This window comes from Halorubrum rutilum (genome assembly GCF_042665015.1).
GTDB classification, from domain to species: Archaea; Halobacteriota; Halobacteria; order Halobacteriales; family Haloferacaceae; genus Halorubrum; species Halorubrum rutilum.
Map to the genome: position 1 here is coordinate 58,764 of NZ_JBHTBL010000010.1, position 26,878 is coordinate 85,641.

29 protein-coding genes are annotated in these 26,878 nt (G+C 69.7%); 12 read left to right on the forward strand and 17 right to left on the reverse strand.

The features are described from left to right. Positions 1 to 16: 16 nt before the first annotated feature. From serB to ACFQMF_RS11230, 4 genes are all read left to right on the forward strand, one after another. Positions 17 to 673, forward strand: coding sequence for a phosphoserine phosphatase SerB (gene serB / locus ACFQMF_RS11215; protein ID WP_256410148.1), 657 nt, complete (start codon positions 17 to 19; stop codon positions 671 to 673). Between the two features lie 111 nt (positions 674 to 784). Further along, entirely contained in the window at positions 785 to 1,588 is an 804-nt protein-coding gene (locus ACFQMF_RS11220) for a lycopene cyclase domain-containing protein (protein WP_256410147.1), read from the forward strand. Beyond that, the gene (locus ACFQMF_RS11225; RefSeq protein WP_256410146.1) at positions 1,581 to 2,681 is read left to right on the forward strand and encodes a Brp/Blh family beta-carotene 15,15'-dioxygenase; all 1,101 of its coding nucleotides are present in this window, start codon (positions 1,581 to 1,583) and stop codon (positions 2,679 to 2,681) included. The genes ACFQMF_RS11220 and ACFQMF_RS11225 overlap by 8 nt, the downstream gene beginning before the upstream one ends. Then, the gene (locus ACFQMF_RS11230; RefSeq protein WP_256410145.1) at positions 2,678 to 2,965 is read left to right on the forward strand and encodes a DUF7861 family protein; all 288 of its coding nucleotides are present in this window, start codon (positions 2,678 to 2,680) and stop codon (positions 2,963 to 2,965) included. The genes ACFQMF_RS11225 and ACFQMF_RS11230 overlap by 4 nt, the downstream gene beginning before the upstream one ends. A gap of 63 nt (positions 2,966 to 3,028) precedes the next feature. Here the strand turns inward: ACFQMF_RS11230 and ACFQMF_RS11235 are convergent, their stop codons facing one another. From ACFQMF_RS11235 to ACFQMF_RS11245, 3 genes are all read right to left on the reverse strand, one after another. Beyond that, the gene (locus ACFQMF_RS11235; RefSeq protein WP_256410144.1) at positions 3,029 to 4,816 is read right to left on the reverse strand and encodes an L-aspartate oxidase; all 1,788 of its coding nucleotides are present in this window, start codon (positions 4,814 to 4,816) and stop codon (positions 3,029 to 3,031) included. Positions 4,817 to 4,906: 90 nt separating this feature from the next. Then, entirely contained in the window at positions 4,907 to 5,797 is an 891-nt protein-coding gene (locus ACFQMF_RS11240) for a YkgJ family cysteine cluster protein (protein ID WP_256410143.1), read from the reverse strand. 557 nt (positions 5,798 to 6,354) lie between these two features. Beyond that, entirely contained in the window at positions 6,355 to 7,032 is a 678-nt protein-coding gene (locus ACFQMF_RS11245; RefSeq protein ID WP_256410142.1) for a class I SAM-dependent methyltransferase, read from the reverse strand. 129 nt (positions 7,033 to 7,161) lie between these two features. Here ACFQMF_RS11245 and ACFQMF_RS11250 point away from each other — a divergent pair, with 129 nt between their 5' ends. Beyond that, on the forward strand, positions 7,162 to 7,605 hold the full coding sequence (locus ACFQMF_RS11250) for a DUF2391 domain-containing protein (RefSeq protein WP_256410141.1): 444 nt from the start codon (positions 7,162 to 7,164) through the stop codon (positions 7,603 to 7,605). Between the two features lie 28 nt (positions 7,606 to 7,633). Here the strand turns inward: ACFQMF_RS11250 and ACFQMF_RS11255 are convergent, their stop codons facing one another. Both ACFQMF_RS11255 and ACFQMF_RS11260 read right to left on the reverse strand, forming a co-directional pair. Then, on the reverse strand, positions 7,634 to 8,188 hold the full coding sequence (locus ACFQMF_RS11255; protein WP_256410140.1) for a magnesium transporter: 555 nt from the start codon (positions 8,186 to 8,188) through the stop codon (positions 7,634 to 7,636). Positions 8,189 to 8,262: 74 nt separating this feature from the next. Further along, positions 8,263 to 8,835, reverse strand: coding sequence for a magnesium transporter (locus tag ACFQMF_RS11260; RefSeq protein ID WP_256410139.1), 573 nt, complete (start codon positions 8,833 to 8,835; stop codon positions 8,263 to 8,265). Between the two features lie 85 nt (positions 8,836 to 8,920). On the opposite strand from ACFQMF_RS11260, the gene ACFQMF_RS11265 reads away from it, so the two are divergent. Further along, complete coding sequence (locus ACFQMF_RS11265; protein WP_256410138.1) at positions 8,921 to 9,499, forward strand: DUF7090 family protein; 579 nt, start codon at positions 8,921 to 8,923, stop codon at positions 9,497 to 9,499. Between the two features lie 13 nt (positions 9,500 to 9,512). Here the strand turns inward: ACFQMF_RS11265 and ACFQMF_RS11270 are convergent, their stop codons facing one another. Both ACFQMF_RS11270 and ACFQMF_RS16305 read right to left on the reverse strand, forming a co-directional pair. After that, on the reverse strand, positions 9,513 to 10,412 hold the full coding sequence (locus ACFQMF_RS11270) for a DUF7089 family protein (protein WP_256410137.1): 900 nt from the start codon (positions 10,410 to 10,412) through the stop codon (positions 9,513 to 9,515). Continuing rightward, the gene (locus tag ACFQMF_RS16305; protein WP_425492680.1) at positions 10,412 to 10,501 is read right to left on the reverse strand and encodes a hypothetical protein; all 90 of its coding nucleotides are present in this window, start codon (positions 10,499 to 10,501) and stop codon (positions 10,412 to 10,414) included. The genes ACFQMF_RS11270 and ACFQMF_RS16305 overlap by 1 nt, the downstream gene beginning before the upstream one ends. A gap of 248 nt (positions 10,502 to 10,749) precedes the next feature. Here ACFQMF_RS16305 and ACFQMF_RS11275 point away from each other — a divergent pair, with 248 nt between their 5' ends. Further along, positions 10,750 to 11,196 (forward strand): hypothetical protein, encoded by a 447-nt coding sequence (locus tag ACFQMF_RS11275; RefSeq protein ID WP_256410136.1) that lies wholly within the window; start codon positions 10,750 to 10,752, stop codon positions 11,194 to 11,196. A gap of 100 nt (positions 11,197 to 11,296) precedes the next feature. Here the strand turns inward: ACFQMF_RS11275 and ACFQMF_RS11280 are convergent, their stop codons facing one another. The 4 genes from ACFQMF_RS11280 to ACFQMF_RS11295 all read right to left on the reverse strand — a co-directional run bounded on the left by ACFQMF_RS11280 (position 11,297) and on the right by ACFQMF_RS11295 (position 14,621). Beyond that, entirely contained in the window at positions 11,297 to 12,478 is a 1,182-nt protein-coding gene (locus tag ACFQMF_RS11280) for an aspartate kinase (protein WP_256410135.1), read from the reverse strand. Positions 12,479 to 12,804: 326 nt separating this feature from the next. Further along, a complete protein-coding gene (locus ACFQMF_RS11285) occupies positions 12,805 to 13,563 on the reverse strand; it encodes a Zn-ribbon domain-containing protein (protein ID WP_256410134.1) in 759 nt (252 codons plus the stop codon). Continuing rightward, positions 13,564 to 13,980, reverse strand: coding sequence for a DUF2073 domain-containing protein (locus tag ACFQMF_RS11290; RefSeq protein WP_256410133.1), 417 nt, complete (start codon positions 13,978 to 13,980; stop codon positions 13,564 to 13,566). Continuing rightward, a complete protein-coding gene (locus ACFQMF_RS11295; RefSeq protein WP_092564173.1) occupies positions 13,980 to 14,621 on the reverse strand; it encodes an Era-like GTP-binding protein in 642 nt (213 codons plus the stop codon). Before ACFQMF_RS11295 ends, ACFQMF_RS11290 begins: the two co-directional genes overlap by 1 nt. Before the next feature lie 1,235 nt (positions 14,622 to 15,856). Between ACFQMF_RS11295 and ACFQMF_RS11300 the strand changes: the two genes are divergently transcribed. Continuing rightward, the gene (locus ACFQMF_RS11300) at positions 15,857 to 17,632 is read left to right on the forward strand and encodes a Cdc6/Cdc18 family protein (RefSeq protein ID WP_256410132.1); all 1,776 of its coding nucleotides are present in this window, start codon (positions 15,857 to 15,859) and stop codon (positions 17,630 to 17,632) included. A gap of 60 nt (positions 17,633 to 17,692) precedes the next feature. Here ACFQMF_RS11300 and ACFQMF_RS11305 read toward each other — a convergent pair whose 3' ends face one another. Then, a complete protein-coding gene (locus ACFQMF_RS11305; RefSeq protein ID WP_256410130.1) occupies positions 17,693 to 18,871 on the reverse strand; it encodes a S24/S26 family peptidase in 1,179 nt (392 codons plus the stop codon). Positions 18,872 to 18,989: 118 nt separating this feature from the next. On the opposite strand from ACFQMF_RS11305, the gene ACFQMF_RS11310 reads away from it, so the two are divergent. After that, on the forward strand, positions 18,990 to 20,669 hold the full coding sequence (locus tag ACFQMF_RS11310) for a DNA-directed DNA polymerase II small subunit (RefSeq protein WP_256410129.1): 1,680 nt from the start codon (positions 18,990 to 18,992) through the stop codon (positions 20,667 to 20,669). Positions 20,670 to 20,854: 185 nt separating this feature from the next. Here ACFQMF_RS11310 and ACFQMF_RS11315 read toward each other — a convergent pair whose 3' ends face one another. From ACFQMF_RS11315 to ACFQMF_RS11330, 4 genes are all read right to left on the reverse strand, one after another. Next, entirely contained in the window at positions 20,855 to 21,490 is a 636-nt protein-coding gene (locus ACFQMF_RS11315; protein ID WP_256410128.1) for an IMPACT family protein, read from the reverse strand. Then, positions 21,487 to 22,026, reverse strand: coding sequence for a hypothetical protein (locus ACFQMF_RS11320; protein ID WP_256410127.1), 540 nt, complete (start codon positions 22,024 to 22,026; stop codon positions 21,487 to 21,489). Before ACFQMF_RS11320 ends, ACFQMF_RS11315 begins: the two co-directional genes overlap by 4 nt. A gap of 4 nt (positions 22,027 to 22,030) precedes the next feature. Beyond that, on the reverse strand, positions 22,031 to 22,636 hold the full coding sequence (gene pspAB, locus ACFQMF_RS11325; protein WP_256410126.1) for a PspA-associated protein PspAB: 606 nt from the start codon (positions 22,634 to 22,636) through the stop codon (positions 22,031 to 22,033). A gap of 65 nt (positions 22,637 to 22,701) precedes the next feature. Next, positions 22,702 to 23,622 (reverse strand): MBL fold metallo-hydrolase, encoded by a 921-nt coding sequence (locus ACFQMF_RS11330; RefSeq protein WP_256410125.1) that lies wholly within the window; start codon positions 23,620 to 23,622, stop codon positions 22,702 to 22,704. A 124-nt stretch (positions 23,623 to 23,746) separates the two neighbouring features. Here ACFQMF_RS11330 and ACFQMF_RS11335 point away from each other — a divergent pair, with 124 nt between their 5' ends. Both ACFQMF_RS11335 and ACFQMF_RS11340 read left to right on the forward strand, forming a co-directional pair. Continuing rightward, the gene (locus tag ACFQMF_RS11335) at positions 23,747 to 24,697 is read left to right on the forward strand and encodes an NAD(P)H-binding protein (protein ID WP_256410124.1); all 951 of its coding nucleotides are present in this window, start codon (positions 23,747 to 23,749) and stop codon (positions 24,695 to 24,697) included. Continuing rightward, a complete protein-coding gene (locus tag ACFQMF_RS11340; protein WP_256410123.1) occupies positions 24,694 to 25,362 on the forward strand; it encodes a DUF7530 family protein in 669 nt (222 codons plus the stop codon). Before ACFQMF_RS11335 ends, ACFQMF_RS11340 begins: the two co-directional genes overlap by 4 nt. A 99-nt stretch (positions 25,363 to 25,461) precedes the next feature. On the opposite strand, the gene ACFQMF_RS11345 is transcribed toward ACFQMF_RS11340, so the two are convergent. Then, a complete protein-coding gene (locus tag ACFQMF_RS11345; RefSeq protein ID WP_170938337.1) occupies positions 25,462 to 25,629 on the reverse strand; it encodes a DUF5786 family protein in 168 nt (55 codons plus the stop codon). Between the two features lie 146 nt (positions 25,630 to 25,775). Between ACFQMF_RS11345 and ACFQMF_RS11350 the strand changes: the two genes are divergently transcribed. Then, entirely contained in the window at positions 25,776 to 26,822 is a 1,047-nt protein-coding gene (locus tag ACFQMF_RS11350) for a DUF5784 family protein (RefSeq protein WP_256410122.1), read from the forward strand. Positions 26,823 to 26,878 lie beyond the last annotated feature (56 nt).

A 26,878-nucleotide genomic window follows, 5' to 3' on the forward strand; every position in this document is an offset into this window, starting at 1 on the left:
GCGCCGAACGGGGCCCATGAGCCTGATCGCGTTCGACTTCGACGGCACGCTGTCCGACTCCGAGATGACGGTCCTGCTCGCCGAGCGCGCGGGGGTCGCCGACGCGGTGGCCGAGATCACGGAGCGGGCGATGAACGACGAGCTCAGCTACGCCGAGAGCCTCTATCAGCGGGCGGAGCTGCTCGGGGGACTCGGCGAGGACGACGTCGACGCCGCGTTCGACGCGGTGACGCTCCGGCCGGGGGCCGGAGAGCTGATCGAGCGCCTCCGGGCCGAGGGCCACTACGTCGCCGTGCTCACGGGCGGGTTCGAGCGCGGCGTCGAGCGCGCGCTGGCGAAGGCGGGGGCGGAGGCCGACACGATCGTCGCCAACCGCCTCCCGACGGCCGGCGGGAAGCTCACCGGGGAGGCCGAGGGACCGCTCATCGAGGGGACGAAAGACGACGCGCTGGCGGAGCTCGCGGGTGACCTCGGCGTCCCGATGAGCGAGACGGTCGCGGTCGGCGACGGCGCGAACGACCTCCCGATGCTGGAGGTCGCCGGGCTCGCGGTCGGGTTCGTGCCGAAGGACGCGGTGCGTCCCGCCTGCGACGCCGTCGTCGCCTCGATGTTCCGGCTCGGGAAGGTGCTGGAGGGACACGGCGTGCTGTCGGTCGAGTCGTCGCCTCGATGACCGCCGAGCGGGAGCTCGACGATCGTCGGACGCGGTCACACTGTTTGGACGGGGCCTTAATAAGAGGGAAAGCGAACATGGAGCCATGATCGCCGTCGCCGGGGTGAGTAGATGCTTCCGACGCTGACGTACCTCCAGTTCCACCTCGTCTTCAGCCTCCCCGTGGTCGCGGCGCTGTGGTACCTCGCGCCGCGGTACGACGTCGTTCGCCGGCGGCGCGCGACGGCCGGGATCGCGATCCTCGTCGCCATCGCGTACCTCTACACGACGCCGTGGATCAGCTACATGATCCGGCGGGGGGCGTGGTCGTACGCCGACGGGGCGGTGCTCGTCCGGGCGCTGTCGATCCCGCTCGGCGAGTACCTCTTCTTCACCATCCAGACCGTCGTCACCGCGTTCGCGCTCCACCTGATCGGGTTCGACCCGACGTTCCGCGAGGGCGACTTCGACCGTGGTCCCCGGATCGCCGGCGTCGTCGCCGGGGTCGCGATGATCGCCGGCGGGCTCTGGCTCGTGACGCTCGACCCCTCGTACCTCTACCTCGGCGGGCTGATCGCGTGGGTCGGCCCCGTCTTCGCGCTCCAGTGGGCGGTCGGCGGCGGCTACCTGGTCCGGACGCCGCGGATGTGGCTCGCGGCGACGCTGATCCCCGCGGCGTACTTCTGGGTCGCCGACCGGATCGCGATCGCGATGGGGACGTGGCGGCTCTCGACCGAGTTCACGACCGGGATCGCCGTCCTCGGGCTCCCGATCGAGGAGATGCTCTTCTTCGCCTCGGCCGGCGTGATGACCGTGAACGGGCTCGTGCTGTTCGAGTGGGTCCTCGACTGGAACGACCGCCGGGGGCGGCCGACCGAGACCGCGGCCGACGCGCTCGAACCGGACCCGGAGCCGGCCGAACCGGTCGATGACTGAGACCGCGACGCGCTCGGCGACCCGGCGTCGAGCGACGGCGGACGAGGGCGACGACCCCGCCCGGTCGGCGGTCGACCGGTGGTTCGCGTTCTATCCCGCGCTGGCGCTCGCGGGGCTGCTGCCGCTCGCCGCCGTCACCCCCCTGTTTCCGGTGGAGGTGGGCGTCGCGACGTTCGCGCTGGGGACGCTGGTCGTCGGGATGGCCCACGGCGCGGTCGACCACCTCGTCCCCCTGCGGGCGGCGACGGACGTCTCGCTCCGGCGGTCGGTCGCGGTCGTCTCCGTCGCCTACGCGATCCTCGGGGGGGCGGTCGTCGCGGCGTTCTTCCTCGCGCCGGTCGCGGCGTTCGTCGGGTTCATCGCCCTCACGTGGCTCCACTGGGGGCAGGGCGACGTCGCGGCACTCACCGTCGCCGACGTCGATCACCTCCCGACCGCGGCCGAGCGCTGGCTGAGCCTCGTCGTCCGCGGGGGGCTCCCGATGGGCGTCCCGCTCGTCGCGCATCCGGAGGAGTACCGGCTGGTCGCCGAGTGGATCGTCGGGCTGTTCGTCGTCGACGCGGCCGCGGCGGCCGCCGCGGTCGACCCCGTCTTCGTCCCGGAGACGCGACTGGCCGTCGGCGCGTTCATGACGGCCGCGACGGCGGTGTCGGTCGGGCTGGGCTACCGACGCGTTCGGGCGGGCGCCTCGCGCCGGGACTGGCTCCGCGACGCCGGGGAGGTCGGGGCGCTGTGGGCGTGGTTCCTGCTCGCCGCGCCCGTGTTCGCTATCGGGGTGTACTTCGCGCTCTGGCACGGCCTCCGCCACGTCGGCCGGCTGATCCTCGTCGACGACCGGGCGGCGGCCGCGGTCGGCGACGGCGACCTCCACGGCGCCCTCGCGCGGTTCGGGCGCGACGCCGCCCCCCTCACGCTCGGCGGGTTCCTCGTGGTCGCCGCGGTCGGGCTCTCGGTCCCCGCCGGGGTCGCCGCCCCGGGCGACCTGCTCGCCGTGTCGCTCGTCGCCATCGCGGCCATGACGCTCCCGCACGTGGTCGTCGTCGCGTGGCTCGACCGACGGCAGGGGGTCTGGCGGCCGGGAGGGACCGGGTGAACCACGACCGGGTCCACGCCCGAGAGCCGTCGCACCGCGTCGACCGATGGTCGGTCGGGGTGATCGAGTCGATCGGGGAGCGCGACGGCCACGCGGTCCTCACGGTTCGTCCGGTCGGGTCGGGGGGAGAGGGCGAGGGGGGCGGGGCGACGGGAGGAGACGACTCGCCGATCGAACTCGTCGTGACGGTCGCCGTCAGGGACCTGGTCGTGGAGCGGCTGCCGATCGACGACGACGAGTCGGCGGTCGGACAGCGCGTCTGGTATCGGAAGCGGGGCGGGTGAACCGGATCGGGACGGATAAACCGGGTTACCGGCGGGGGCGTCGTTCTCGGAACCGCGCCGGCGTCACTCCAACTGGTGGTAGTCCAGTTCGTGGCCCTCGTCGAGCGCGGCCTGCACGGCGTCGCTCGGCTCGCCGACCGGCTCCGTCCGAAGTGTCATCCCGCCGACGTCGGCCGCGTCGAAGTAGACGTTCCGGCGCCAGTCCGGGTCGGTGTCGGGGTAGTCGGTGCGGTAGTGGGCGCCCCGGGACTCATCGCGTTCGAGCGCGCCGCGGAGCACCGCCTCGGCGGCGACGAGGGAGAACCCGACGTCGACGGCGAGTTCGAACGACTCGCTCGTGACCGGGCCGACGCGCATGTCGGCGGCGCGATCGCGGACGGCGTCGAGGCGGTCGAGGCCCTCGCGGAGCGACGCCTCGTCGCGGAGGATCCCGGCGTGGTCCCACATCAGCTCCCGGAGGTCGGCGAGCACCGCCGCGGCCTCGTGCTCGCCGTCGTGACCCGCCAACGCGTGCAGGTCGCGGAGGTGGGGCTCTACGAGGCCCTCTCGGAGGTCGTCGGGTACCTCGCCCGGGCCGCCGACGCGGTCGGCGATCCGCTCGCCGGCGACGACCCCGTACGCGACGGTCTCGGCCAGCGAGTTCCCGCCGAGGCGGTTCGCGCCGTGGACGCCGGCCATCGTCTCGCCGATGGCGAACAGGCCGTCAACGTCGGTCTCGCCGTGATCGTCGACGGCGACGCCGCCCATCCCGTAGTGGGAGGTCGGCGCCACCTCGACGGCCTCCTCGGCCATGTCGACGCCGAGGTCGGCGAACCGCTCGTACATCCGGGGGAGCCGCTCGCGGATGAAGTCGGCGTCGCGGTGGGAGATGTCGAGGTAGACGCCGCCGTTCTCGGTGCCGCGACCCTCGGCGACCTCCCGCGCTATCGCCCTGGCGACGACGTCGCGGGCGTCAAGCTCCATCTGATCGGGGGAGTAGCGCTCCATGAATCGCTCGCCGTCGGCGTTGAACAGACGGCCGCCCTCGCCCCGGACCGCCTCGGTGACGAGGCGGCCGCTCCACGGCGCCCACTCGGGGTCGCTCTCGTCGACGGCCATCCCGGTCGGGTGGAACTGCATGAACTCCATGTCCAGCAGCGAGGCGCCGGCGTCGTACGCCAGCGCCGCCCCGTCGCCGTTGTTCTCGTCGTCTCTGGAGGTGTGGCGGTCGTAGATCGCCGCGTGGCCGCCGGCGGCGAGGACGACGGTGCCCGCGTTGAACAGGACGAACTCGCCGTCGTCCATGTCGAAGCCGACGGCGCCGTGGACCGCGTCGCCGTCGGAGACGAGCTTCGTGATCATCACGTTCTCGCGGTACGGGACCGACAGCTCCTGCGCCCGGTCGACGAGGGTGTTCAGCAGCGACTCGCCGGTGTGGTCGCCGGCGAAGGCCGTCCGGCGGAACGACTGCGCGCCGAAGAAGCGCTGGTCGATCTCGCCGTCGTCGGTACGGGAGTACGCCATTCCCCACTCGTCGAGCTCGCGGAGGCGCTCCGGCATCTGCTCGGTCACGGTCTCGACCTTCGCCGGGTCGTTGACGAAGTGGCCCTCGTTAAGGGTGTCGGCGGCGTGGATCGCCGGCGAGTCCTTGGGGTCGTGGGTGCCCAGCGCCCCGTTGATGCCGCCGCGCGCCCACGTGGTGTGCGCGTCCCCGTGGCCGCGCTTCCCGAGGACGAGCACGTCGTCGATCCCGCGTTCGGCCAGTTCGATGGCGGTGCGCGCCCCCGCGGCGCCGGCGCCGACGACGAGGACGGAGACGTCCTCGCGCGCGTACTCGGGAGACTGATCGTCGACGGGGTTCCGTTCGGCCATACCCGATCGGAGGGACCGCAGACGGGTAAGCCTCACGCGCGCGTGCGTGCGCGACCGGGCAGAGCGCCGGGGGACGCGACGAACGGACCGCTACCGTTCCCAGCCGGGAGTGCCCGGGGCGCCGGCGTCGTCCTCCAGTTCGCTGACGAGCCGGTCGCGGGACTCGGGGTCGAGGTCGACGGCGGCGCCATCGCTCCCGGCCCGGGCCGTCCACTCGCGGACCGCGCGGCCCGCCCACGAGTCGGCGTCGCGGACGTGAGCCCGGGCCTCGGCCATCCGGTCGCGGTCGACCGACAGCGACCCGGGTCGCGAGCCGACGGCGGCCCCGACGAACCGGGCGCGGTCGTCGGCGGTGAGCGAGTCGGTCCGGATCCGGTCGACCACGCCGTCGAGGTCGTCCGGATCGGGGTAGGCGAAGACCGTGGTTCCGAGCGCCTGCGGGCCGAACGCCGGCGGGGGGAGGTCGCTCGGGGGCTCGGCGTCGAGGAGGCGGTCGCCGCCGCCCGCGGCCTCGACGCGCTCGCACTCGGTCTCGGCGTCGAGTTCGAGGTTGTGTCCGGGGTACGTCGCGCAGGTCCGGGGATACAGGTCCTCGTCGTGGATCCGGCACTGGAGCGTCGTCGGGTCGAGGAAGACGCAGGCGTCGAGCCAGCGGGGCTTGTCGGTCCCGATCGGCGCGACCGGCTTCGGGGGTTTCCGGAGCCCGACCACGAAGACGGGGCGGTCGCCGGCGGCGGCCACCTCGACGCCGTCGATCGAGACGGTCGGGTCGCGCTCGGCGGGCTCGAACAGCCGCGGGACGAGGGCGTCGCCGAGCCCGTCGTCGAGGAAGGCGGCGACCTCGTCGCGGGTGAGCGGGGCCAGCCCGTATACGTCGTCGAGCGGGGGGCGGTCGCCGGCGCGGTCGGAGCCGGCGGCGTCCGGCGCGAACGCGCGCCAGTCGACGCAGCAGCCGGCACAGCCCTCACAGCGGAGCTCCATCTGGTATCAGCCGTGCGAACGGTTCGCACGCTTAAAAGGGATCGGCGGGTGAGCGTAGATACTTACAAACAGACGGCGGCCGGCGCGCGCCTCCGAGTGCCCGCCGGGCACGAGGAGCGCGTGCGAGGGAGTCCGCGGCCGGCTTTGGCGGCCGCGGCAGCGAGGCGCGAAGCGCCTCTGGAAGCCGGCGCCCAGCGCCGGCGACGAGGCTGGGGAGGGGTGAGGCCGCGGTTGCTGTGTGGGGTGGGACTCAAAGGGGCAGCCGAGAGGCGGGCGTAGGCGAGGTAAGGACCGGAAGGAGCGAGTGGAACGAGCGACTGAGGACCGCAGCGAGCGTACGCCCGCCTCTCGGCTGGGGCTTTGGAGGCGTTGACCGCCGATCTGCAGTTAATCGATTACATACGAGCGGCTGGGGCTTTGGCGGTGGTCGCCGCGGAGCCGATGTCAACAACGTATAGCCGAGCGACCGGGGCTTTAGACGTGTTCGCCGCGGCGGAAACGGGACGGTTCGAACCAGCCGCCACGGCACGCCGATGGATAACGAATAACCGTACGAGTCAGGGTGCGACGCCGACCGTCAACAGCGTCCCCCACGTGCGGTAGCGGTCGACCATCGCCTCGCGGGAGTCCCAGTCGTCGGTCGGGAACGCCGAGGCGTCCGGGATCTCGATCTCGCGGTCGGGGACGTTGTCCTGTTCGGCGACGTACAGCCCGGCGTCGCGGAACGCCTCGCGGTACTCCGCGCGACTCCACAGCGTCATCTCGATCGCGATGTTCTCCTGCCACGCGTGGGTCGATTCGCTCTCCGCGAAGTAGTTCACCGCGCAGAAGAAGGTGCCGCCGGGCTTCAGGACGCGGCGGATCTCCCGGAGGGTGTTCCCCGGGTCGCTCGCGTAGTAGAACGCCTCCATCGAGAAGACGTGGTCGAGCGAGTCGTCGGCGAAGGGGAGCGCGTCGAAGTCGCCGACGAGGAAGCCGACCGCGCCGTCGTCGGTGTAGCTCCGGGCGTTGCGGACCATTTCGGGCGCGCCGTCGAGCCCGTACCCGCGACCGATCCCGCGCTCGCGGAGCGCGCGGAGCGCGTAGCCGGAGCCGGTGCCCAGGTCGAGGACGGCGTCGCCCGTCTCGACCGGCATCCGCGCGAGCACGTGTTTCGCGGTGTGCCAGTGTCTGTCCTCCATCCCGCGGTCCTTTCCCGACGCCGCCCACTCGTCGAACTCCTCGCGAACGCTCATGGCGGCACGACGGGGGGACGGGTGAAAACCGGTTCGGAGGGGTTCGGACACGGGGGACCCGTGACGCGCGTCGAGAGGGGGCGGCCGAAAAGCGTCGCCGTTTTATCGGCCGCTGTCCCTCACGGGAGTATGAAACGCCCGCGGAGCCTCCGTCGACCGAAGTTCCGGATCGCGGACTCCGCGCAGCAGGCGGTCGGGGGGTTCCTCCTCGCGGGGCCGTTCGTCGTCACCGAGGAGGTGTGGGTGCTCGCCGCCGGCATGCACTGGGTTCAGGGGGCCCTGACCGCGGGGATCGTCGCGCTGATCGGGTACGCCGCGCTCTACCGGGCCGACACCGACCGCGACCCCGACGTCGAGCAGGAGATCGCGGGGATCCCGGCTCGGTTCCTGTCGCTGATGGTCGTCGCGTTCGGCTCCGTGGCCGTCCTCGCGGTGCTGTTCGACGCCCCGGACACTTTCCTTATCGAGCAGGGCGTGACGGGAGCGGAGCTCTGGGCGACGACGGCCAAGGCGGTCTCGGTCGGCGCGGTGTTCAGCGTCGTCGGCGCCGCGACCGCGGACAGCGTGTTCTGAGCGCGGACGGCGACGGCGCCGCCCGAACTCACACGACGACCGAGACGACGGCGAAGAGGATCAACACGCCGGCGATGTCGCAGACGTTGGTGACGACGGGGATGGTCGTGTCGTCGGGGTTGAGCCCGATCCGGTAGGAGGCCTCTACGGCGGCGACGCTGGCGACGACGACGAGGACGGCGAGGAGCATGCCGGAGACGATCGAGACGAGCAGCACCCGTCCGAGCCCGAGCGTGCCGCCGAGCGCGACGCCGATGGCCCAGGCGGCGACGCCGACGACGCCGAAGACGGTGCCCGCCAGCGCGAGCACGGCGCCGGCGTTCGCCCTGAGCGCGGGGTTCGACGGATCGAGCTCGTACGTCCCGAGGTAGAGCTGCGTGGTGAGCCGCGAGCAGGTGATCGACGCGAGGTTGCCGGCCGTGCCGATCTGGACCGGAACCAACACGAGCAGCGCCGGATTGTCGACGAGCACCGCCTCGTACGTCTCCAGGACAGTCCCCGAGACGAGCTGGAGCACGGACAGCGCGGCGAGGAGGGGGATCATCGTCCGGACGATCCGCCGGATCGACCACTCGTCGGCCATCGTCGCCCCCGTGCCGGATGCCGAGCGACCGTCCGGATCAGAGGCGGGACCGTCTCCCGCGTTATCGGAGCCGGTCACAGCACGGCCCCCACGACGTAGATCCCGACGAGGAGGAAGAAGACCCCGAACACGTCGCCGAGCGTCGTCACGACGGGGCCGATCACGTTGTCCGGGTCGAGTCCCCGGCGGTAGCCGACGAAGATGACGGCGATCAGCACCGAGATCATGAGCGTCGCGGAGAGGAACCCGGCGACGACCATGATCCCGACCAGCTGGAGGAGGTTCCCGTCCGTCCCGAGGAGCGTCAGCCAGAGGTAGGTGACCACGGCGATGAAGACGGAGACGCTCATCCCGTTGATGAAGGAGGCGAGGATCGCGTTCCTGAGCCGCCGGTCGAGCCGGAACCGGGGCTCGATGAGCCCCTGGTGGAGCCCGGTCGAGAGCCGGGCGCCGAGCGAGCCGTAGACGCCGCCGCGGGTCGCGAGGAACGCCGGGAGCAGGAGGAGGAGGCCGGGGACCTCCGAGATGCCGGCGCGCATCGTCTCGGAGCCGAGGATCGTGCCGGCGAACAGGCCGGCGACGAGGCTGACGAGGATCACCGGCAGCGCCTGTCGGTAGACGTCGCGCGCGGTGTCGTGACCGGCCATCGTGCACCTCGACGCGAGGGAGCGTCAAAAACCGGTCGGCCGACGTGGCCCGCATCGTTAAGTCGGTCGGGGGGTTTCCGATCCCATGGACTACTCGCTCGCCATCGAGAACGGGCCGGAAACGATCCCGGGGGGGACGGGACTGCTGCTCGTTCACCCGAGCATCGGCGAGACGGACCGCATCGACACGGACTTCCTGAAGACCGACACCGACGCGTTCCTCGTCGTCTCCACGCGGACGACCGCGCGCGAGGTCGAACAGAAGCTTGAGTACTACGACGTCGACGAGACGAAGGCGACGATCCTCGACACGCTCTCCGTCGAGCGCGGGTACTCGCGGCGCTCCAGCGACGACGTGTACTACGTCTCGGCGCCCGACGACCTCGACGGCGTCGTCGACCGAGTCGAGCGGTTCCTCACCGAGAACGAGGGGAAGCGACGGGTGTCCGTCGACTCGCTCACCGAGATGGCGTACTACGCCGACGACGACGCGGTGTACGAGGCGGCCGCGGACATCCTCGCGCTCCTCGACGAGCACGACGCGGTCGGTATCTTCCACCTCTCCGAGGAGGTCCACGAGGTCGCCACGCTCGACCGGTTCCGAGAGCTGTTCGAGGGCGTCATCGAGCTCGACGGCGAGGGGAACGTCAGCTTCGAAATATAAGAGCGGAAGCAGATCAGGCGTCGTCGTCGGCCATCGATTCGAACGTCTTCTCCGCCCACTTCACCGCGTAGGGAGCGCCGCGGTCGCGGTAGGCCGCCGTGTCGAGCGGGGCGAACGGCGCGGGGAGGTCGAGGCCGTGGCGGACGGCCGAGCAGGCGTACTCGGTCGCGCTCGCGAAGTCGGTCTCGCCGCGGGCGACCTCTCCGGCGAGGTCGCCGAGGCGGCCCTCCAGGCGGTCGCCGGCGTCGAGCCACGCGTCGAACAGCCGCGGGTGGCGGTCCTCCCACGACGGGAAGACGTCGCGGGTGTACAGCCCCATCCACGCGTCGAACAGCGCGGCGGCGACCTGGAAGACGTCGCTCGGGCCGTGCCCCGTGGTCGAGCCGCCGGTGTCGGGGTCGGGTCGGCGGATCGCGGCGTCGAGGTCGCGGTAGCGCTCGCCGAAGAACGGGAGGAAGCTTTCGGGGAGGCGGTCCCGAGGGGCGGACCCCTCGGGTGCGTCGTTCCATGGCACGTCGTCCGGGAGCGATCCGGGGGACGGCGAGACGCCGATCTGGACCAGCCGGTCGGCGATCAGGAACGCGAGGAAGTCGTCCGGCGTCCCCTCCGCTCGCTTCTTGACGAGCACGGTCTGCGGCTCGGTCTGGGTCGTCCGGACGACGGTCCCGTCGCCGGGGAGGCCGACGGTGAAGGTCGGGCCGGCGTACCGCCGGAGCAGTTCGGGGACCTCCTCGGGGAGCCACTCCGCCGGGTAGGAGGCGGGCGAGAGTCCGTCGACAAACAGTCCGAGGTCCTCGGCGGACGCCGGCGGGAGGGTTTCGAAGTCGGCGTCGACGTCGAGGACGGGCGATCCCGGCGCGTGGTCCTCGCGGACCGCGTCGAGGTCGTCGTCGAGCGGCCGGGACGAGAACATCAGCCGAGCACGTACGAGAGGATGATGAGTACGGACAGGGCCGCCGAGACGCCGATCGTTCCGAGCACGATCGTTGTGGATTTGCTCATGTCGGTGCCTGAGGCCGCCGGTCGGTTAAAACCATATTACTTCGGACGAGCGGGGCGTGGTTCGGGTGGCGAACGGAGGGATTCGGATGAGGAACGACGCGATTCGGGCGGGGAACGACGCGATTCGGGCGGGGAACGACGCGATTCGGGTGAATCAGAGTGCAGGTCGGCGGGAGGGGGCGAAATCCCGACGGACCGCGGGCGCCGAGCGCCAGCGGGTTTATACGGGTCCGTCCGGTAACCGTGGTATGCGGATCCGTGACGCACTCGAGTCCGACGCCGAGTCGCTGGCGACGCTGATCGGTCGGCCCGAGGACGTCGTGAGGAACATGATCCACGACCGGTCGGTTCGAGTCGCAGTGGAGGGCGGAGACGGTGAGGGCAGTGGGGGTAGCGGCGACGGCGAGGAGACGGTGCTCGGATTCGTCGCGTTCGACGTTCGCGACGGGACCGTTCACGTGACCGACTTCGACGGGAGCGGTTCGACGATCGAACGGCTCTTCCGGGAGCCGCGGCGGTTCGCGCGTCGAGAGGAGATGTGCGTCGAGGTGGTCGTTCCGAACGACGAGGAGACGAGCGAGGTCATCGAGGCCTCGGGGTTCGCCGTGGCGGGGAGAGGGCCGCGATTCGAGGGGCGGCGGACGACCCGGTATCGGATCGAGTACGAGGAGTTAGACGGGCGGACGGACGGGTGAAACGACTGCGGATCGGAGACGGGCGAATCCGGCCGGGGGTGAGTCGTCCCACTCAGGCGAATCGTCCCGGCCAAGCGAGTCGTCCCGCCTAGGCGAGTCGTCAGTCGAACCGCTGTTGGACGATTTCGAGGCCCTCCTCTCGGTCCTCCCAGTCGACGAACACCGCGACCGACGTCGCGCTCGTGATGAGGTCGATGATGTTGATCCCGGCGTCGGACAGCGGGGCGATGATGTCCTGGATGACGCCCGGCTGGTTCGGGAGTTCGCCGCCGGTCACCCGGATGACGGCGATGGGGTCGGCGACCGTCACCGACGAGAGCGCCTCGTCGTCGACGACGGCCTCGTGGAGGAGGGCCTCGGCGGTCTCCGCGACGTCGACGTCGACGTAGAACGTGACCGAATCCATGCCGGAGGCGACCGCGTCGATGTTGATCTCCTCCTCGCGGAGGGCGTTCGCGAGCTGCGAGAGGATGCCGGACCGGTTCCGGATCGCGCGGCCGGCGATGGTGAGACACGCGAGCGGCTCCTCGCGCATGTCGATCAGGCTCTCGAACTGGCCCTCGATCCGGGTTCCGCCCCTGAGGAGGTCGCCGTGTTGGTAGTGGACGACGCGGACGGAGAGGTCCTCGTCCTTGTACGAGAGCGCCGACGGCGCGACGACCTCGGCGCCGCGGAACGAGAGGTTCCGGAGCTCGTCGACGGTGATCCGACCGACGTTCCGGGCCCCCTCGACGACGCGGGGGTCGCCGGTCATGACGCCCTCGACGTCGGTGACGATCACGACCTCGTCGGCGTCCATGTAGTTGCCGAGCATCACCGCGGTCGTGTCGGACCCGCCGCGGCCGAGCGTCGTGACGTTGCCGTCGTGGTCCTCCGCGAGGAAGCCGGTGATGATCGGGACGACGCCGTCGAGCCGCTCCGCGATGGCGTGCGCCCGCTCCTTCGTCTCCTCGACGTCGACCTCGCCGAGCTCGTTCGTGATCACCGGCCAGTCGGGGTGGCCCGGTTCGAGGAAGACGGCCTCGATGCCGCGCACCGAGAGGGCCGCCTTGAGCATCCTGACGCTGGTTCGCTCGCCCATCGAGACGATCTCGGCGCGGTCGGCGTCGTCGGTCTCGAAGGTGATGTCGTCGAGGAGCTCGTCGGTGGTCGATCCCATCGCGCTCGCGACGACCGCGATCTCGTGGCCCGCCTCGACCGCGTTCGCGACCGAGTCCGCCGCGCGCTCGATGCGGTCGCCGCTCCCGAGGCTCGTCCCGCCGAACTTGGCGACTACGCGCATACGGACACCTCACCGGGGACGTTCGGGTCGCGGTCGTCGGGTCGGGCCGGTGAAGAGGCGGATCGAGATCGCGAAGTGAAAGCGTGATCGGTAGACATGAGCGCCCGTAACGGAGGAAGCCGCATAACTGTGTCCACTTCGACAATGGTCGCCCGAACGTACTGTTCGGCCGAGGAGACGATTCAGTATGGTGGTAGTTCGGCCTGGCGGACGGTTCGACCCGGCAGACGGTTTTGCCGGACGGACGATTCAGACGGATAGGCGATCGAATCTTCGAACAGTCGATTCGATCGGTGCGTCGCACGGGGAGAGAGATACCGCCGACGCTACTCGTCTTGAATGCCCCACGCGTCGGGCATTTCGATGACGTATCGGCCGTCCTCCTGCAGCGAGATGATGTACTCCTGGCGGTCGTACAGCTCCATCAGGTTGAGCTCGTACTTTCCGGGGCTCACGATCCGGATGCTCTCGAACTGCTCGTTGAGTTCGTCTCGGAGTTCGTCGATATCGGGACGGGGGCCTTCGGGGTCGGGGGATCCGGTGGAGTCCGCGCCGGACCCGGAGTCGACGGGCTGGCTCGCCTGATCGAGTTCGTCGGACGAGACGACGTCGGATCGGGCGCTCGCCTGCGCGACGTCCTCTCCGCTGCGTTCGCGAACGCGTTCGGTTCCCGTCGACTCCTCGTCGACGGCGGAGGTCGGGTCGGGATTACCAGAGGGGGTCGAATCGGAGGTCGGGTCGGTCGAGTCGGCGTTGTCGTCGGGAGAGGTGTCGGCGTTCCCGGCGGGGTCGACGTCGGTGGGATCGGGTGAGGGAGAGGGTGGCCGTTCCGTCTCGTCGGGCGTCGGCCGCTCATCGGGTGCCGGTCGGTCGTCGGATACCGCTCGGTCGTCGGATACCGCTCGGTCGTTCGAGGTCGACTGCCCGTCCGGGGGTGACTGCTCGTTCGGGGCCGACTGCTCGTCCGTCGTCGCGCCCGCGGGCTTGAATTGGAACTTGTTCCCACCGCAGTCCGGACAGCCCGAGAGCATCTCCTTCGACCCGTCGGGGAACGTCCGGCCGCAGGTGGTACACTGGTGGGGCATTTACTTGCGGGAGACGAGCGTGCTGATGAGGTTCTCGTCTTTGTGCAGCGTCTCGATCCGGTTGGCCGGACCGATGACGGTGAGTTTCTGTGCGGAGTTCCGGCCCATCAGCTTGTCGAGGAAGCTCTGGTCGCTCGTCTCGGCCTTCGGGTACGTCTCGATCTCGATCCCGGTGAAGTCGTCCGGGCTGATCTCGGTCATCGTCACCTCGATCAGCTTCGACTCCTCGTCCGGAGAGAGGCCCTCCTCCAAGATCACGATGTTGCCGTCGCGGACACCGTCGAGGATGAGACGGATCTTCTCCATCCCGGTGAGCCCCTCCATCCGGGCGCCGCTTATCATGTCGATCCGGACGCCGTCATCCTCGGGGCCGTCGGAGGAGGCGTCGCCGTCGACGTTGGGAGTCGGTCCGGGCATCAGCCGAAGTACTCCGCGATCTTCGTGTACACTTCGTCCATGTTGTCGCCTTCGAGCGCCGAGAGGGGGATCGTCTCGTGTTGCGGGAAGGCGTTGGCGATCTGCTGGACGTCCGCTCCGGGGAGGTCCGTCTTGTTCGCGAGGATCAGCGCCGGGAGGTCCTGCGACTCGATGATCCCGATGAGCATCGTGTTCACCTGGGTGAACGGGTCGGTGGTGGAGTCGAGGACGTAGATGACGCCGTCGACGTCCTCGCGGAGCCAGTGCATCGCCTCCGCGACGCCCTCGGTCGCCTCGCGGGAGCGACGCACCGCGTCGTCCTTCTCCATGTCGTGGTCGAGGAACTCCTTGTAGTCGACCTTCGTCGTCACCCCGGGCGTGTCGACGATGTCGATCGTGACCTTCCGGCCGTTCCGCTCGATCTCGACGTTCTCCTTGCGGCGAGCCCGTCGAGTCTCGTGCGGGATGTGGCTCTCGGGGCCGACGGCGTCACCCGTCCAGTCGCGTGCGATCCGATTTGCGAGGGTCGTCTTTCCGGCGTTCGGCGGTCCGTAGATCCCGATCCGCTTGGGTTCGTCGGCCGCGAACAGCCCGTCCGTGACCCGTGATATGCTGTCTTTGAGATTCGTGAGCAGTCCCATCCTGACCTCCAGTCCTGGTTTCGCCCGAACGAGCCGCGTCGCGCGTCACCGCCCGATCCGGCCGCGCCCGGCGTTCGTTCGGGGAATTAAGCTTGAATCCACGCCCCTCTCACTTAAGAACTGCGTCAGACGTTCCGATCGGCCGATATTGGGCGCGTGTGGATTCGAGCCGCAGGATACTCGTTTCGTTTCGGATGCTGGAGAAGAAGGCGTCGAGCTAGATAAGAAGGTGTCGAGTTGGAGAGAACCGGGTCGGGCCGGAGGGAATGAATCGAATCCGGGCCCCGGAACGACGGTCCGTCTGTGTCGGAAAGATTCTGTTCCACCGTGAGTCCTTCTCCCCCTTCCACCGTGGGTCCTCCTCCCCCACCCCTTCGTTTCGACTGGAGACGGTCGGTGGTGTGGGTCGGTAGGTGTTGCGGCGGTGGCGGTCGGAACCGACGCGCGTTAAATTCACTTTCCGAGTAATACATACAAACCAGATACAACAACAAAAAAGAAGGGTGGTTTGTCGAGGGTACTGTTGTACTATTTACTATATAAATTCTTCCATAACTAATAGCACCCCCAGCCACCCCCACCCACCCAATCTCCGTTCCACACGAAACAAAGGGGTGTGGGGGTATCGACAAACTCGTCTCGATCGAACAGCCCGGAAACCACCGGGCCGGGATTCGTTCGATCCCGTTCGGTTCCACTCAGTCCCGCTCGACTCGTCGGAGAGCTTCATGGATTATTCGAAACCGTACGAGCGATCTCCTCCCGATACGACCGTCTCCGCCCCCTCCACTTCCCGTGCACAGGGTGTTCGTTCGGACGACGTCTTCGATCATCGTGTACCGTTGTATCCGATCCCGCGTATCGAGACCCGCTCACGGAAGCTGATACCGTTCGTGCCGCCCCCCGTTCTCACCTCCTAGAGCTCGATCCGGTCGCGGTTCTCGGGACGTCCTCGGTCCCTCGCACACGGTTCACCTCGTCGAGCCGACGGCGGTCTCGTCGGGTCGGGGGCGAGTCGCACCGTTCCACGCGGCGGGTCTCGTCCAACGCTGTCACGACTGGACGGTCGTTTCGAGTCCGGAGAGCAACACTTTAGTACCACCTCTTCATCTGGTTCGACTGCATCAACTGGACATCCGGAAGCACGTAATGCGTCGGATGTCAACGTTTCAGGCCGGAACGCGACACGCCTCGCTTCCGCGTGGCGTATTTCCACCTGAAACAGGGGGGTACATATGGACGAAGGAGAGCATACACCGCAGGCGGGAAGATCGGAGGACAGCGACGGGGAAACCGGTGAACCGGCCACGGCAGATGACGACCTCGACGATCCGGCTTCGAGTTCGACGGACGGGGTAACCGAAGGATCGGCCCGACCCTCCGACAGTCCGGACGATCACGGTCCCGACACCGACTCCGGCGTCGATACAGGCCCCAGTACTGACCCCGGCGTCGATACAGACCCTGACACCGACGGGGACGCCGATCCCGGCATCGTCACTGACGTCGACGTCGACACCGATATCGGGGTTACGGCCGAGGGCGAGGTCGACGTCGGAAGCGCCGGTCGCGACCGCTCCTCCCCCGATGTCGACTTCGACGGGGTCGTTCTCGACGACGGCGACGACAACCAAGGCCTGTTCGACGACCTCCTGTCCGGCGAGCCGATCTTCGAGAACAAGGAGGTGCTCCGCCCCTCGTACACCCCGCACGAGCTCCCGCACCGGAACGATCAGATCAACCGGATGGCGACGATCCTCGTCTCCGCGCTCCGCGGGGAGACCCCGTCGAACATCCTCATCTACGGGAAGACGGGCACCGGGAAGACGGCGTCGGCGAAGTTCGTCTCTCAGGAGCTCGAATCGACCTCACAGAAGTACGACGTCCCCTGCGAGGTCGAGTACATCAACTGCGAGGTGACGGACACGCAGTACCGCGTCCTCGCCCAGCTCGCCAACACCTTCATCGAGAAGAACCAGCAGGTCATCGCGGACCGCCTCGAAGAGTACCGAGAGCTCAGGTCCGAGGCGGCCGACGACCACGGAGCGCTCGCCGGGACCGAGTTCGCGACGCTCGACGAGCTCGACGCGCGGATCGACGAGCTCGAAGCCGACGCGGACGAGATGGAGGAGGTCCCGATGACCGGGTGGCCGACCGACCGGGTGTACTCGACGTTCTTCGAGGCGGTCGACTACCACGAGCGCGTGGTCGTGATCATGCTCGACGAGATCGACAAGCTCGTCGAGAAGAGCGGCGACGACACCCTGTACAACCTCTCGCGGATGAACTCCGAGCTCGACCGGTCGCGGATCTCCATCATGGGGATCTCAAACGATCTGAAGTTCACCGACTTCCTCGACCCCCGCGTCAAGTCCAGCCTCGGGGAGGAAGAGATCGTCTTCCCGCCGTACGACGCGAACCAGCTCCGAGACATCCTCCAGCACCGCGCCGACATCGCGTTCAAAGAGGAGGCGCTCACCGACGACGTGATCCCGCTCTGTGCCGCGTTCGCCGCGCAGGAGCACGGCGACGCCCGCCGCGCGCTGGACCTCCTCCGGACCGCGGGCGAGCTCGCCGAGCGCTCGCAGGCCGAGATCGTCGCCGAGAAACACGTCCGGCAGGCGCAGGACAAGATCGAGCTCGACCGCGTCGTCGAAGTCGTCCGGACGCTCCCGACCCAGAGCAAGATCGTCCTCTTCGCCGTGATCCTCTTGGAGAAGAACGGCGTTCACAACATCAACACCGGCGAGGTGTTCAACATCTACAAGCGCCTCTGCGAGGAGATCGACGCGGACGTCCTCACCCAGCGCCGGGTCACCGACCTCATCAGCGAGCTCGACATGCTCGGGATCGTCAACGCGGTCGTCGTGTCGAAGGGTCGCTACGGCCGCACGAAGGAGATGGGCCTCTCAGTCCCGGTCGAGGAGACCGAAGCGGTGCTCCTGTCGGACTCCCGGCTCGGCGACATCGAAAACGCCCAGCCGTTCGTCCAGGCCCGGTTCGACAACTGACTCGCGTCACTTCGGCCTTCGCCTATCCCGACTGCTCACGTCGAGCCTTGACGGTCCCTATCACACTGATACGCTCGCGACTGAACCTCCGCTCGGAACTCCTAACGCCTCGATAGCTTCCCGCTCGGCGACCGCATCGAACTCGTTCGCACCGCCCCGCTCGGCGTCGGCACCGGATCCCCCGATCCCGGACCCAGTGACCGCGGTCGTCGCGAGCACGTCGCTCGGCTCGGCCTGTCCGCTCGCGACCAGTCGCACGTACCCGAGATAGGGGACCCGAACCCGCGCGACGCCCGTCACCCACTCGGCCCTGACCGGGGGCGAGAGCCCGTTCGCCTGGTCGTACGCGCCGTTGTTGTCGCCGAGCGTGATGAACCCGTCGTGGGGGGCCGGGCAGTGGCGGAGCTCGGCGCATCCCGCCGCGCTGTGGTACTCCTCGTCGGCGCGGTCGTACCAGTTCTCGCCCTCCTCGACGTGAAACATCGCCCGGTGGATGATCGGCGAGGCGGTCCGGCCCGGCGGCCGGTAGATGACCACGGACCCGTACGACCCGAACGTCCGGTAGTCGGCGGCCCGCCCGTCGTCGTACGTCACCACGCCGACGTCGTTGTCCGCGGCGTCGGGCGCGAGCCGCCCGGGCTCCGTCACGAAGACGAGGTCGCCGACCTGCATGTTGGGTTCCATGCTCCCGGACTCGACGGCGACCATCGGCGGCCACACGCCGCTGACCGCGAACAGGATCAGTCCGATAGCCAGCACGACGGCGACGCTGGTGAGCATCTCCCGGACCCACATCAGTGGGCCCTCCTTGTCGTGGCGGAACCGATGGACGAACCCCTTCGTCTCCTCCGGATCAGACCTATCACGCCTGCGTCCGAGTTTATCGCTCGAACCGTCGCCGCCGACCGAAAGCCCGGATTCCTCTCCGCGGTCGGCCGAACGGCCGCTGTCGTCCGTATCGGTTTGGCCCTCCGTGTCGGTCACATCCTCCGTGTCGGTCACGTCCCCCGTGTCAGTCAAATCGCCCGAATCGGTCTCGTCGCGCGCATTAATCCCGTCGCCCGCGTCGGCCAATTCGGTCTCGTCCCGTTCGGTCTCGTCGCATTCGGTCTCGTCGCGTCCGTCGCCGCCCTCATTCCTCTCTCCCTCTGTCTCGTCCCGATCGTCCCCGGTCTCGTCCGACGCTCCGCTTCGCTCGGCCGGATCGCCGTCCGTCTCCGGCCGATCGCCTTCGTCCATTACCTCCGGGTTGTCGGGTTTCGGTGATAAGCTTCCGGGTCACCGCCGCCGTCGGTCGACGCGACGCCCGGGCGCCCCCTCCGGAACCGTTTTGAGTCGCACCCCCCTCTCGACTGTCGTGCCGCTGGAGTCGAACGCCCGGATCGTCGAGGAGCTCGCCAGACGGGGCTACAACGCCGAGCGGGAAGCGGTCACCCTGTTGGCGGGCGCGCCCGACTCCGCGACGGCCCTTGACTCGGCCGTCGACCGCGCTCCCGACGACGCCCTCCGCATCACCGCCGACCACGTTCGTGCGGCGATCGGTTCGGCAGACGCCGTCGGTCCCGAGAGCACGACCGATTCCGATTCCGAAACTACGACCGCCCCCGATCCCGATCCGGACCCCGACGGCGACTCCGGGACTCAGACGGACGCATCCCTCGATACGACCGCCAACGCCGACCGATCTCCAGTCGAAACGGAGGGGTCTGTGGGAACCGTTCGCGCCGACTCCACGGACGAAGCCCCGAACCGCGCCGCGCCGGACGCCGGCGGCGCTCGCGAGTCGACTGGTGCCGACGAGACCGGGGGGGACGGCGCTCGCGACCCCGAGCGCCGCGAGCTGGAAGTCGGGAACGACATGACCGGGCGGAGCACCGGGACCGGCGAGTACGCCGACTTCGTCCGGACGTTCCGCGACCGCTACGAGCGCCTCTCGAAGCTCCTCCGCGGTCGCGTCAACCACCGGCCCGCGGAGGCGATCGCGGACATGCCCGGCGGCAGCGACGCCGCGATGATCGGGCTCGTCAACGACGTGCGCTCCACCAAGTCCGGCCACTGGCTCGTCGAGCTGGAGGACACCACCGGGACGTTCCCCGCGCTGGTGATGAAGGACAAGGGGCTCGCCGACGTCGTCGACGAGATCCTGATGGACGAGTGCGTCGCGGTCGAGGGGACGCTCGCCGACGACTCCGGAATCCTGTTCGCCGACTCGCTTCACTTCCCGGACGTCCCCCGCACCCACCGGACCGGCGGGGCCGACCGCCACGTCCAAGCGGCGCTGATCTCCGACGTCCACGTCGGCAGCGACGAGTTCATGGCCGACGCATGGAGCCGCTTCACCGACTGGCTCCACACGCCCGAGGCCGACCCGGTCGAGTACATCCTCCTCGCCGGCGACATGGTCGAGGGCGTCGGCGTCTACCCCGATCAGGACGAGGAGCTGGAGATCGTCGACATCTACGACCAGTACGAGGCGTTCTCGGAGCACCTCAAGGAGGTGCCGGCGGACACCGAGGTCGTGATGATCCCGGGGAACCACGACGCGGTCCGGCTCGCCGAGCCGCAGCCCGGGTTCAACGACGAGATCCGCGACATCCTGAACGTCCACGACGCGCGGGTCGTCTCGAACCCGGCTACGGTCTCGGTCGAGGGCGTCGAGGTGCTGATGTACCACGGCGTCTCGCTCGACGAGGTGATCGCGGAGCTCCCGGAGGAGAAGGCGAGCTACGACGAGCCGCACAAGGCGATGTACCAGCTCCTCAAGAAGCGCCACGTCGCGCCCCAGTTCGGCGGGCACACCCGGGTCGCGCCGGAGGAGCGCGACTATCTCGTCATCGAAGATGTCCCGGACGTGTTCCACACCGGCCACGTCCACAAGCTGGGCTGGGGGAAGTACCACAACGTCCTCGCGGTCAACTCCGGCTGCTGGCAGGCCCAGACCGACTTTCAGAAGTCCGTCAACATCGATCCGGACGCCGGATACGCGCCCATCCTCGACCTCGACACGCTGGAGATGACCGTGCGGAAGTTCGCGTAGCCGTCGCTGCCCCCGGTCGGATCGGTCCGACGGTTGAAGTTCGATACCGCCGCCATCCCCGCCCGTGACGTGACCGTCGCCCGCGGCGCACTCGGCGGGAGCGCGACGCACCGCCGCGGGACCCTCCGTTTCGACTCCGTCGCCTGCTCGCCATTCGGACCGCGCTCGGCGGCCGACCCCCTGGCCTACCGGTCGATCTCGACCCGGCCGCTCGTCGCGCTGTTGAGCCGCTCGACCAGGTCGTCGACCTCGGCCACCGGAACTCGGAGCTCGAACCGCACGCGCTCGTCGTAGTCGGCGTCGAACTCCACGCCCGCGGACTCGATCACGCCCCGAACCGTGCCCGAGTCGTCGTACGCGGTCTCCACGGCCAGCCGGCGGTGCGGCCGCTCCTCGACGACCCCGGCCTCGTCGACTCCTTCCTTCACCGCCCGCGAGTAGGCGCGCGCGAGCCCGCCGACGCCGAGGTTCGTCCCGCCGTAGTACCGCGTCACCACCGCGACGACGTTGCGGACCTCGCGCTGCTGGAGCACGTTGAGCGCCGGCTTCCCGGCCGACCCGGAGGGCTCGCCGTCGTCGGAGGAGTACTCCCGGAGCATGGGGCCGCTCCCGGGCGTCCGCTCGGACGCCGCGCCGGCCGGGACTCGGTACGCCGGCACGTTGTGGCTCGCGTCGCCGTACTCCTCGCGGACGCGCTCGACGAACGCCTCGGCCTCGTCGACTGCGTCGACCGGGGCGACGTGCCCGAGGAACTCCGATCCCCGGACCTCGAACGTCGCCGTCGCTGGCTCCGCGACGGTCAGGTACGTCTCGTCCGTCACGAGTCGACACGCTCCTCGCCGACATCGTCGCTCTCGGCGGGGTCGTCGCCTCCGCCGACCGACCCGTCCCGTCGTTCGAGCACCGCGCTCGTCGGCGGTGCGAGCCGGTACAGCCCGAGGAACGCGGCGACCCCGACGAGTTCCGCCCCCTTCGCGACGATCGCCAACGGGTCGCTCGCGAGCGCCGACCCGGCCGCGGCGCCGTGCCAGCCGACGTAGCCGAGGAGGAACGCCGCGAGGGTCCCGCCTCCCAGCGCGTACAGGCGCCGGTACTCGGGCGCGCGCAGCGTCGCGACCGCGACGGCGACGGCGAACGCGCCGCCGAGCAGGAACGCGTAGGGCCGCGCGTCGCCCGGGTCGCCGAGCCGCGGCCACGCCCACAGCAGGTGGACGGCGGCGCTCAACACCGCGGCCTGCACCGCGACAACTCGAAGCACACGCTTCCTCGGCGCGTCGCGGCCGGCGTACGCCTCGCCGTCCGGACCGGCCTCGGAAGCGACACCGCCGGACTCCCCTCCCGACGCCGGCGCGGTCATCGGGTCACTCCCACGGGTGGTTCCCGGGCGCGTCCGGCCACAACGGGTACCAGTAGGACTCGTCGTCTTCGAGCCCGAGCTCGCCGTCGAGGACGGACTGGAGCTTGAACTCGACCTGCTGGTTCCGGTCGCTCGTGCCTTTCGGCGAGAACGGGTAGTAGGCGCCGCGCCGGAACGAGTAGATCCAGTAGGCGGCGGTGTCACCGCGCTCGAAGCCGAAGACGGCCGCGAGCAGCCGGGAGCCGAACCCCTCCTCGATGAACTGGTCGGCCGCGAAGTGGACGCTCGTCACGAGATCCTCCGGGTCGTCGTCTTCGAGGACGAACCAGCGGTAGCCGTGGTCGTCCTCGTGGCGGTGGAACCCCGTGCCGGTCTCGATCTCGCCGGCCTCCAGGATCGCTTCGACGGTTTCGACGGCGTCGTCGAACCGGGTGCTGTCCACCCCGGAGAAGCAGAGCGCGGCCTCCCCGCAGTGGTCGTAGCCGAGGTCGGCCTCCATCGTCATGTACGCCGTCGACATCCCGAAGAGGTCCTCGGGGTCGGCCTCGCGGGTCGCGCCCGTCTCGGCGTTCGTCCCGAGCACGGCGCGGATCGTGTCGAAGATACCCATCTATGAGCGGATCTAGGCGACGCGGGGTTTAGGACGTTTCCGTCGGTGGCGACGGACCCGGGGTCTCACTCCTCGCCGCTCTCCGCGACGTAGTCGAGGTACGCGAGGACGCCCCGGACGTTCAGGCTCGCGTTGGCGCGGGCGCGCTCGGGGTTCCAGAACTCGACGTCCCGGCTCGCCGCCTCGAAGTGCTCGACGACCGCGTCGTCGTCGCCGAGCGCCTCGCGCTGCTCCCGGATCGCCTCCACCCACTCGACGTACGCGCGCTTGACCTCGCCGGCCAGTTCCGGCTCGTACTCGCGGGGACCGAAGTGGCCGAAACAGAGGGTATCGGGGTCGAGCTCCTCGATCGTCCGCACGTCGGCGAGACACTGGTCGAGGTCGAACTGCGGCGGCGGCGTCGTCGGCTCGATCCCGTCGACCGCGGGGACGTAGATCCCGGCCGCGTCGGCGGCGAAGACGACGTCGGCGTCGGGCTCGTGGTAGATCGCGTGGTGCGGGGCGTGGCCCGGCGCCTCGTACGCGACCAGCTCGCGGTCGCCGAGGTCGATCCGGTCGCCCTCCGCGAGCCCCGAGATACGGTCTTCGGGGACCGGCTCGGGCTCGTCGTAGTACTCCCACTGGTCTTCGACCGCGGACTTCGTCCCCGCGACGAGCGCCTCCGGGTCGACGAGGTGTCGCACTCCCTTCTCCGGCACGACGACCTCCGCGTTCGGGTAGCGCTCGGCGAGGTGGCCCGCCCCGCCCGCGTGGTCGAGGTGGGCGTGCGTCGGCAGGATCCACGCGAGCTCCTCGCGGTCGATCCCGACCTCGGCTATCGTCTCGAACAGCGCCTCGCGGTTCGCGCCGGTGCCGGTGTCGATCACGATCGGGCGCTCGGCGTCGTACACGTACACGGCCCCGTATTCGTCGGTGTCGAACATCCCGGTGTCGTGGACGTACAGGTCCGGGACCCCGCGGACCGGTTCGAACTCGCCTGCGTGCATGCCCCAACGAGCGCCGCCCGGCCCCTTTTAGGGATCGGTCCCGGCGACGGACGGGACCGACGCCCCGGACCGGACCCGCGTCGCCGTGACCGGTGCTTATGGTTCTCCCGCCCCAGCGATCGGTATGCGCGTGCTCGTCACCGGCGCGACGGGGTTCGTCGGGAGCCGGCTCGTTCCGACCCTCCTCGACCGCGGCCACGAGGTCGTCGCGCTCGTCCGCGACGCCGACGGCTACGCCCCGCCCGCGGGGGTCCGCGTCGTCGAGGGCGACCTCCTGGAGCCGGACACTCTCCCGCCGGCGTTCGAGGTCGACGGCGACCCGGTCGACGCCGCCTACTACCTCGTTCACTCCATGGACGGCGGCCCCGGGTACGAGGAGCGCGACCGCAACTGCGCGACCAACTTCGTCGAGGCCGCGTCGACCGCCGGCGTCGACCGCGTGATCTACCTCGGCGGCCTCGGGGAGGACCGCGAGGAGCTCTCCGAACACCTCCGGTCCCGCCGCGAGGTGGAGCGGATCCTCGCGTCGGGCGCCCCGGCGCTGACCACGCTGCGGGCGGCCATCATCATCGGCGCCGGGAGCGCGAGCTTCGAGGTCATCCACGGGCTCGCGAGCCGGCTGCCGGTGATGACGACGCCGAAGTGGGTCGACACGCTCTGTCAGCCGATCGCGATCGACGACGTCGTCGGCTACCTCACCGGCGTCCTCGAAGTGCCGGAGACCCGGGATGACACGTTCGAGATCGGCGGGCCGAACGTCCTGACGTACGCCGAGATCCTCCGCCGCACCCGCCGGCAGCTCGGCCACGCGCTGTGGATCATCCGGGTGCCGGTGTTGAGCCCGGAGCTGTCGGCGAAGTGGCTCCGACTGGTGACCGACGTGAACCCCTATCTCGCCCGCTCGCTCGTCGAGGGGCTCCGCAACACCGTGATCGTCGAGGACGACCGGATCCGCGACCTCGTCCCGATCGAACAGACGCCGTTCGAGGTCGCCGTCGCGCGGGCGATCGACCGCCCCCGCCGCGGCGACCCGACCGACGAGGTCGCCCCGACCGAGCTGGAGGTCGAGCTGTGAGCCGGAACTACGGCGAGACGTGGGTGTACGAGAGCCTCGTCGGGGGGATCCCCGGCCTCGGGGTCTCGCGCAGGCTCGCGGTCGCGATCCAGTTCCTGCTGTTCCAGGTCGGCGTGGTCGCGCTCGGCTGGTACTACGGGCTGTGGAACGCCGTCGTCGCGGGGACGGTCGCCGTCCTCGTCGCGGCCATCGGCAGCGTGGAGATGCACCGGCTCGGCGCCGCCAACCGCCGGCTCTCGACGCCGCCGGAGCACAAGCGGCTGCTGTTCGGGTCGAGCGTCGAGATCGTCCTCGGCGTGCTCGCGTTCATCGCGCTGCTCACGTACATGATCGCGTGGGACGGGACCCTGATCGAGCGGCTGTTCGGCCCCGATCCGCCGATCCCGGTGGTGTACCTCACCCTGCTCATCCTCTGGGACCTCACCTACCGGATCGGCACGTCGTGGTGGAGCGCGGTCGTCGCGCTGTGGCGCGCGATCAACGTCGACCTCGGTCCGGGCGAGGCGGCGCGCGTCAGGCGGCTCGATGCGGAGAACATCGGCTTTTCGACGCTCCAGCTGGCGCTCGTCCCGTTCCTGTTCGAGGAGCCGATCCTCCTCGGAGCCGTCGTCGGCCACGTCCTCGCGGTCGCGATCGTCTGCTCGGCCGCGATCGCGTTGACCTGACCTGACCGGACCGGACCGTAGTCAGTGGTTCGGGGAGAAGTCGACGGATTCGGGAGCAAACCCGACGCGTCCGCAGAAACGCGAGCTGGCGTCGCCGTCTCACTCGCCCTGCAGCTCCTGGAACTTGTCGAGGAGTGCCTCCGCGGAGTCGCCGGAGTCGTACGTGAGCGACCCGGAGTACTCCGGCCGCTCGGCGTCGAAGTCGGCGTCGACTTCGCTGGTCTTCTTCTCGCGACGCTCGTGTTCGGCCTCGTCGTAGGCACCCATTGACATGGTACACCATACCTTGGAAACAGTTGTTGATATATGTGTCGGTGAGCTGTCCGTTCGCCGAGACGACCCCGGCGACGCGGTCGCGTACGGCGTCTCCCCGCCACCGGAACCGATTAGACCCGCCGTCCGGTAGCACCGCCGTGGCACAACCGCTCCGATTCAGGCGCGCTCCCGGTCGGTGGAGCGCCGACCGCGTCCGCTCGCAGCTCGAACGGCCGCTCGACGACAACCTCGGAGCGACCGCGAGCGACCCGTGGTTCAGTCCTCCGCCGGGGTACGACGCGCGGCGGTTCGACATGGACGACGGCTCGTTCGCCCTGTTCTGCTGGACCGACGACGACGCCGACCCGCCCTCGGGAGCGAGCGGCGGCCCCGCGGGGTACTGGGTCGGCAACACCGAGACGCCGAGCGAGCTGTGGCGCACGGACAAGTACGGCTTCGACGAGGTCCCGTACCCGGTCTCCCGGTGGGTCCAGCGGGAGTTGCTCGCCGCGCTCCACGACGACGAGCCGTGGCTCGCGGCGTACCCGCACGTCTCGTGGTACTTCCTCCCCGTGTTCTGCTCGAAGGACGGCGCGGAGACGACGCGGGCGTTCTTCCGCGACCACGCGGCCGGGTTCCCGGACGCGACCCGTGAGGAGGGGACGGGCTTCGTCGAGGAGACGCTGCGGCCGGGCACCCTCGACGACTACCGCGAGACGATGGCCGGCAAGCTCGGCACGTCGGCGTCGCTCGACCTCGTGCGGATGAGCGCGGCGATCGCGGAGTTCACCGCGGCGCGGATCCTCACCGACGCCGGCTACGACGTGACCCCGGAGATCGAGGTGACGACCGGGCACTCGCTCGATTTCCGGGCGACCGATCCCGACACCGGACGCGCCTCCCTCGTCGAGGTGACGCGCCCGCAGCCCGCCTCGAACCGGTCCGCGAGCGGCCCCGTCGCGGCGGTCCGCGACACCGCCGAGACGAAGACGAGCGGCCAGCTGGAGGCGCACGGCGGCGGCGTCACCCTGCTCGTCGACTGCACCTCGTTTCCCGCGGACGACTGGGCGGCGGTCCGGGACGCCGAACCCGACGTCCGGCACCGCCCGGCGGTCGTCCTCCGCGCGCGCCCGAACGGGCACGTGGAGGGGTATCGAAAGGGGTCGGTCCCGATCGACCTGTCCCCGGCTGTCGACTGGGTGTAGGGGTCGGCCGTCGCCGTCGCTAGCGACGTGAGATTACGACGAAAAAACCCCGTCGG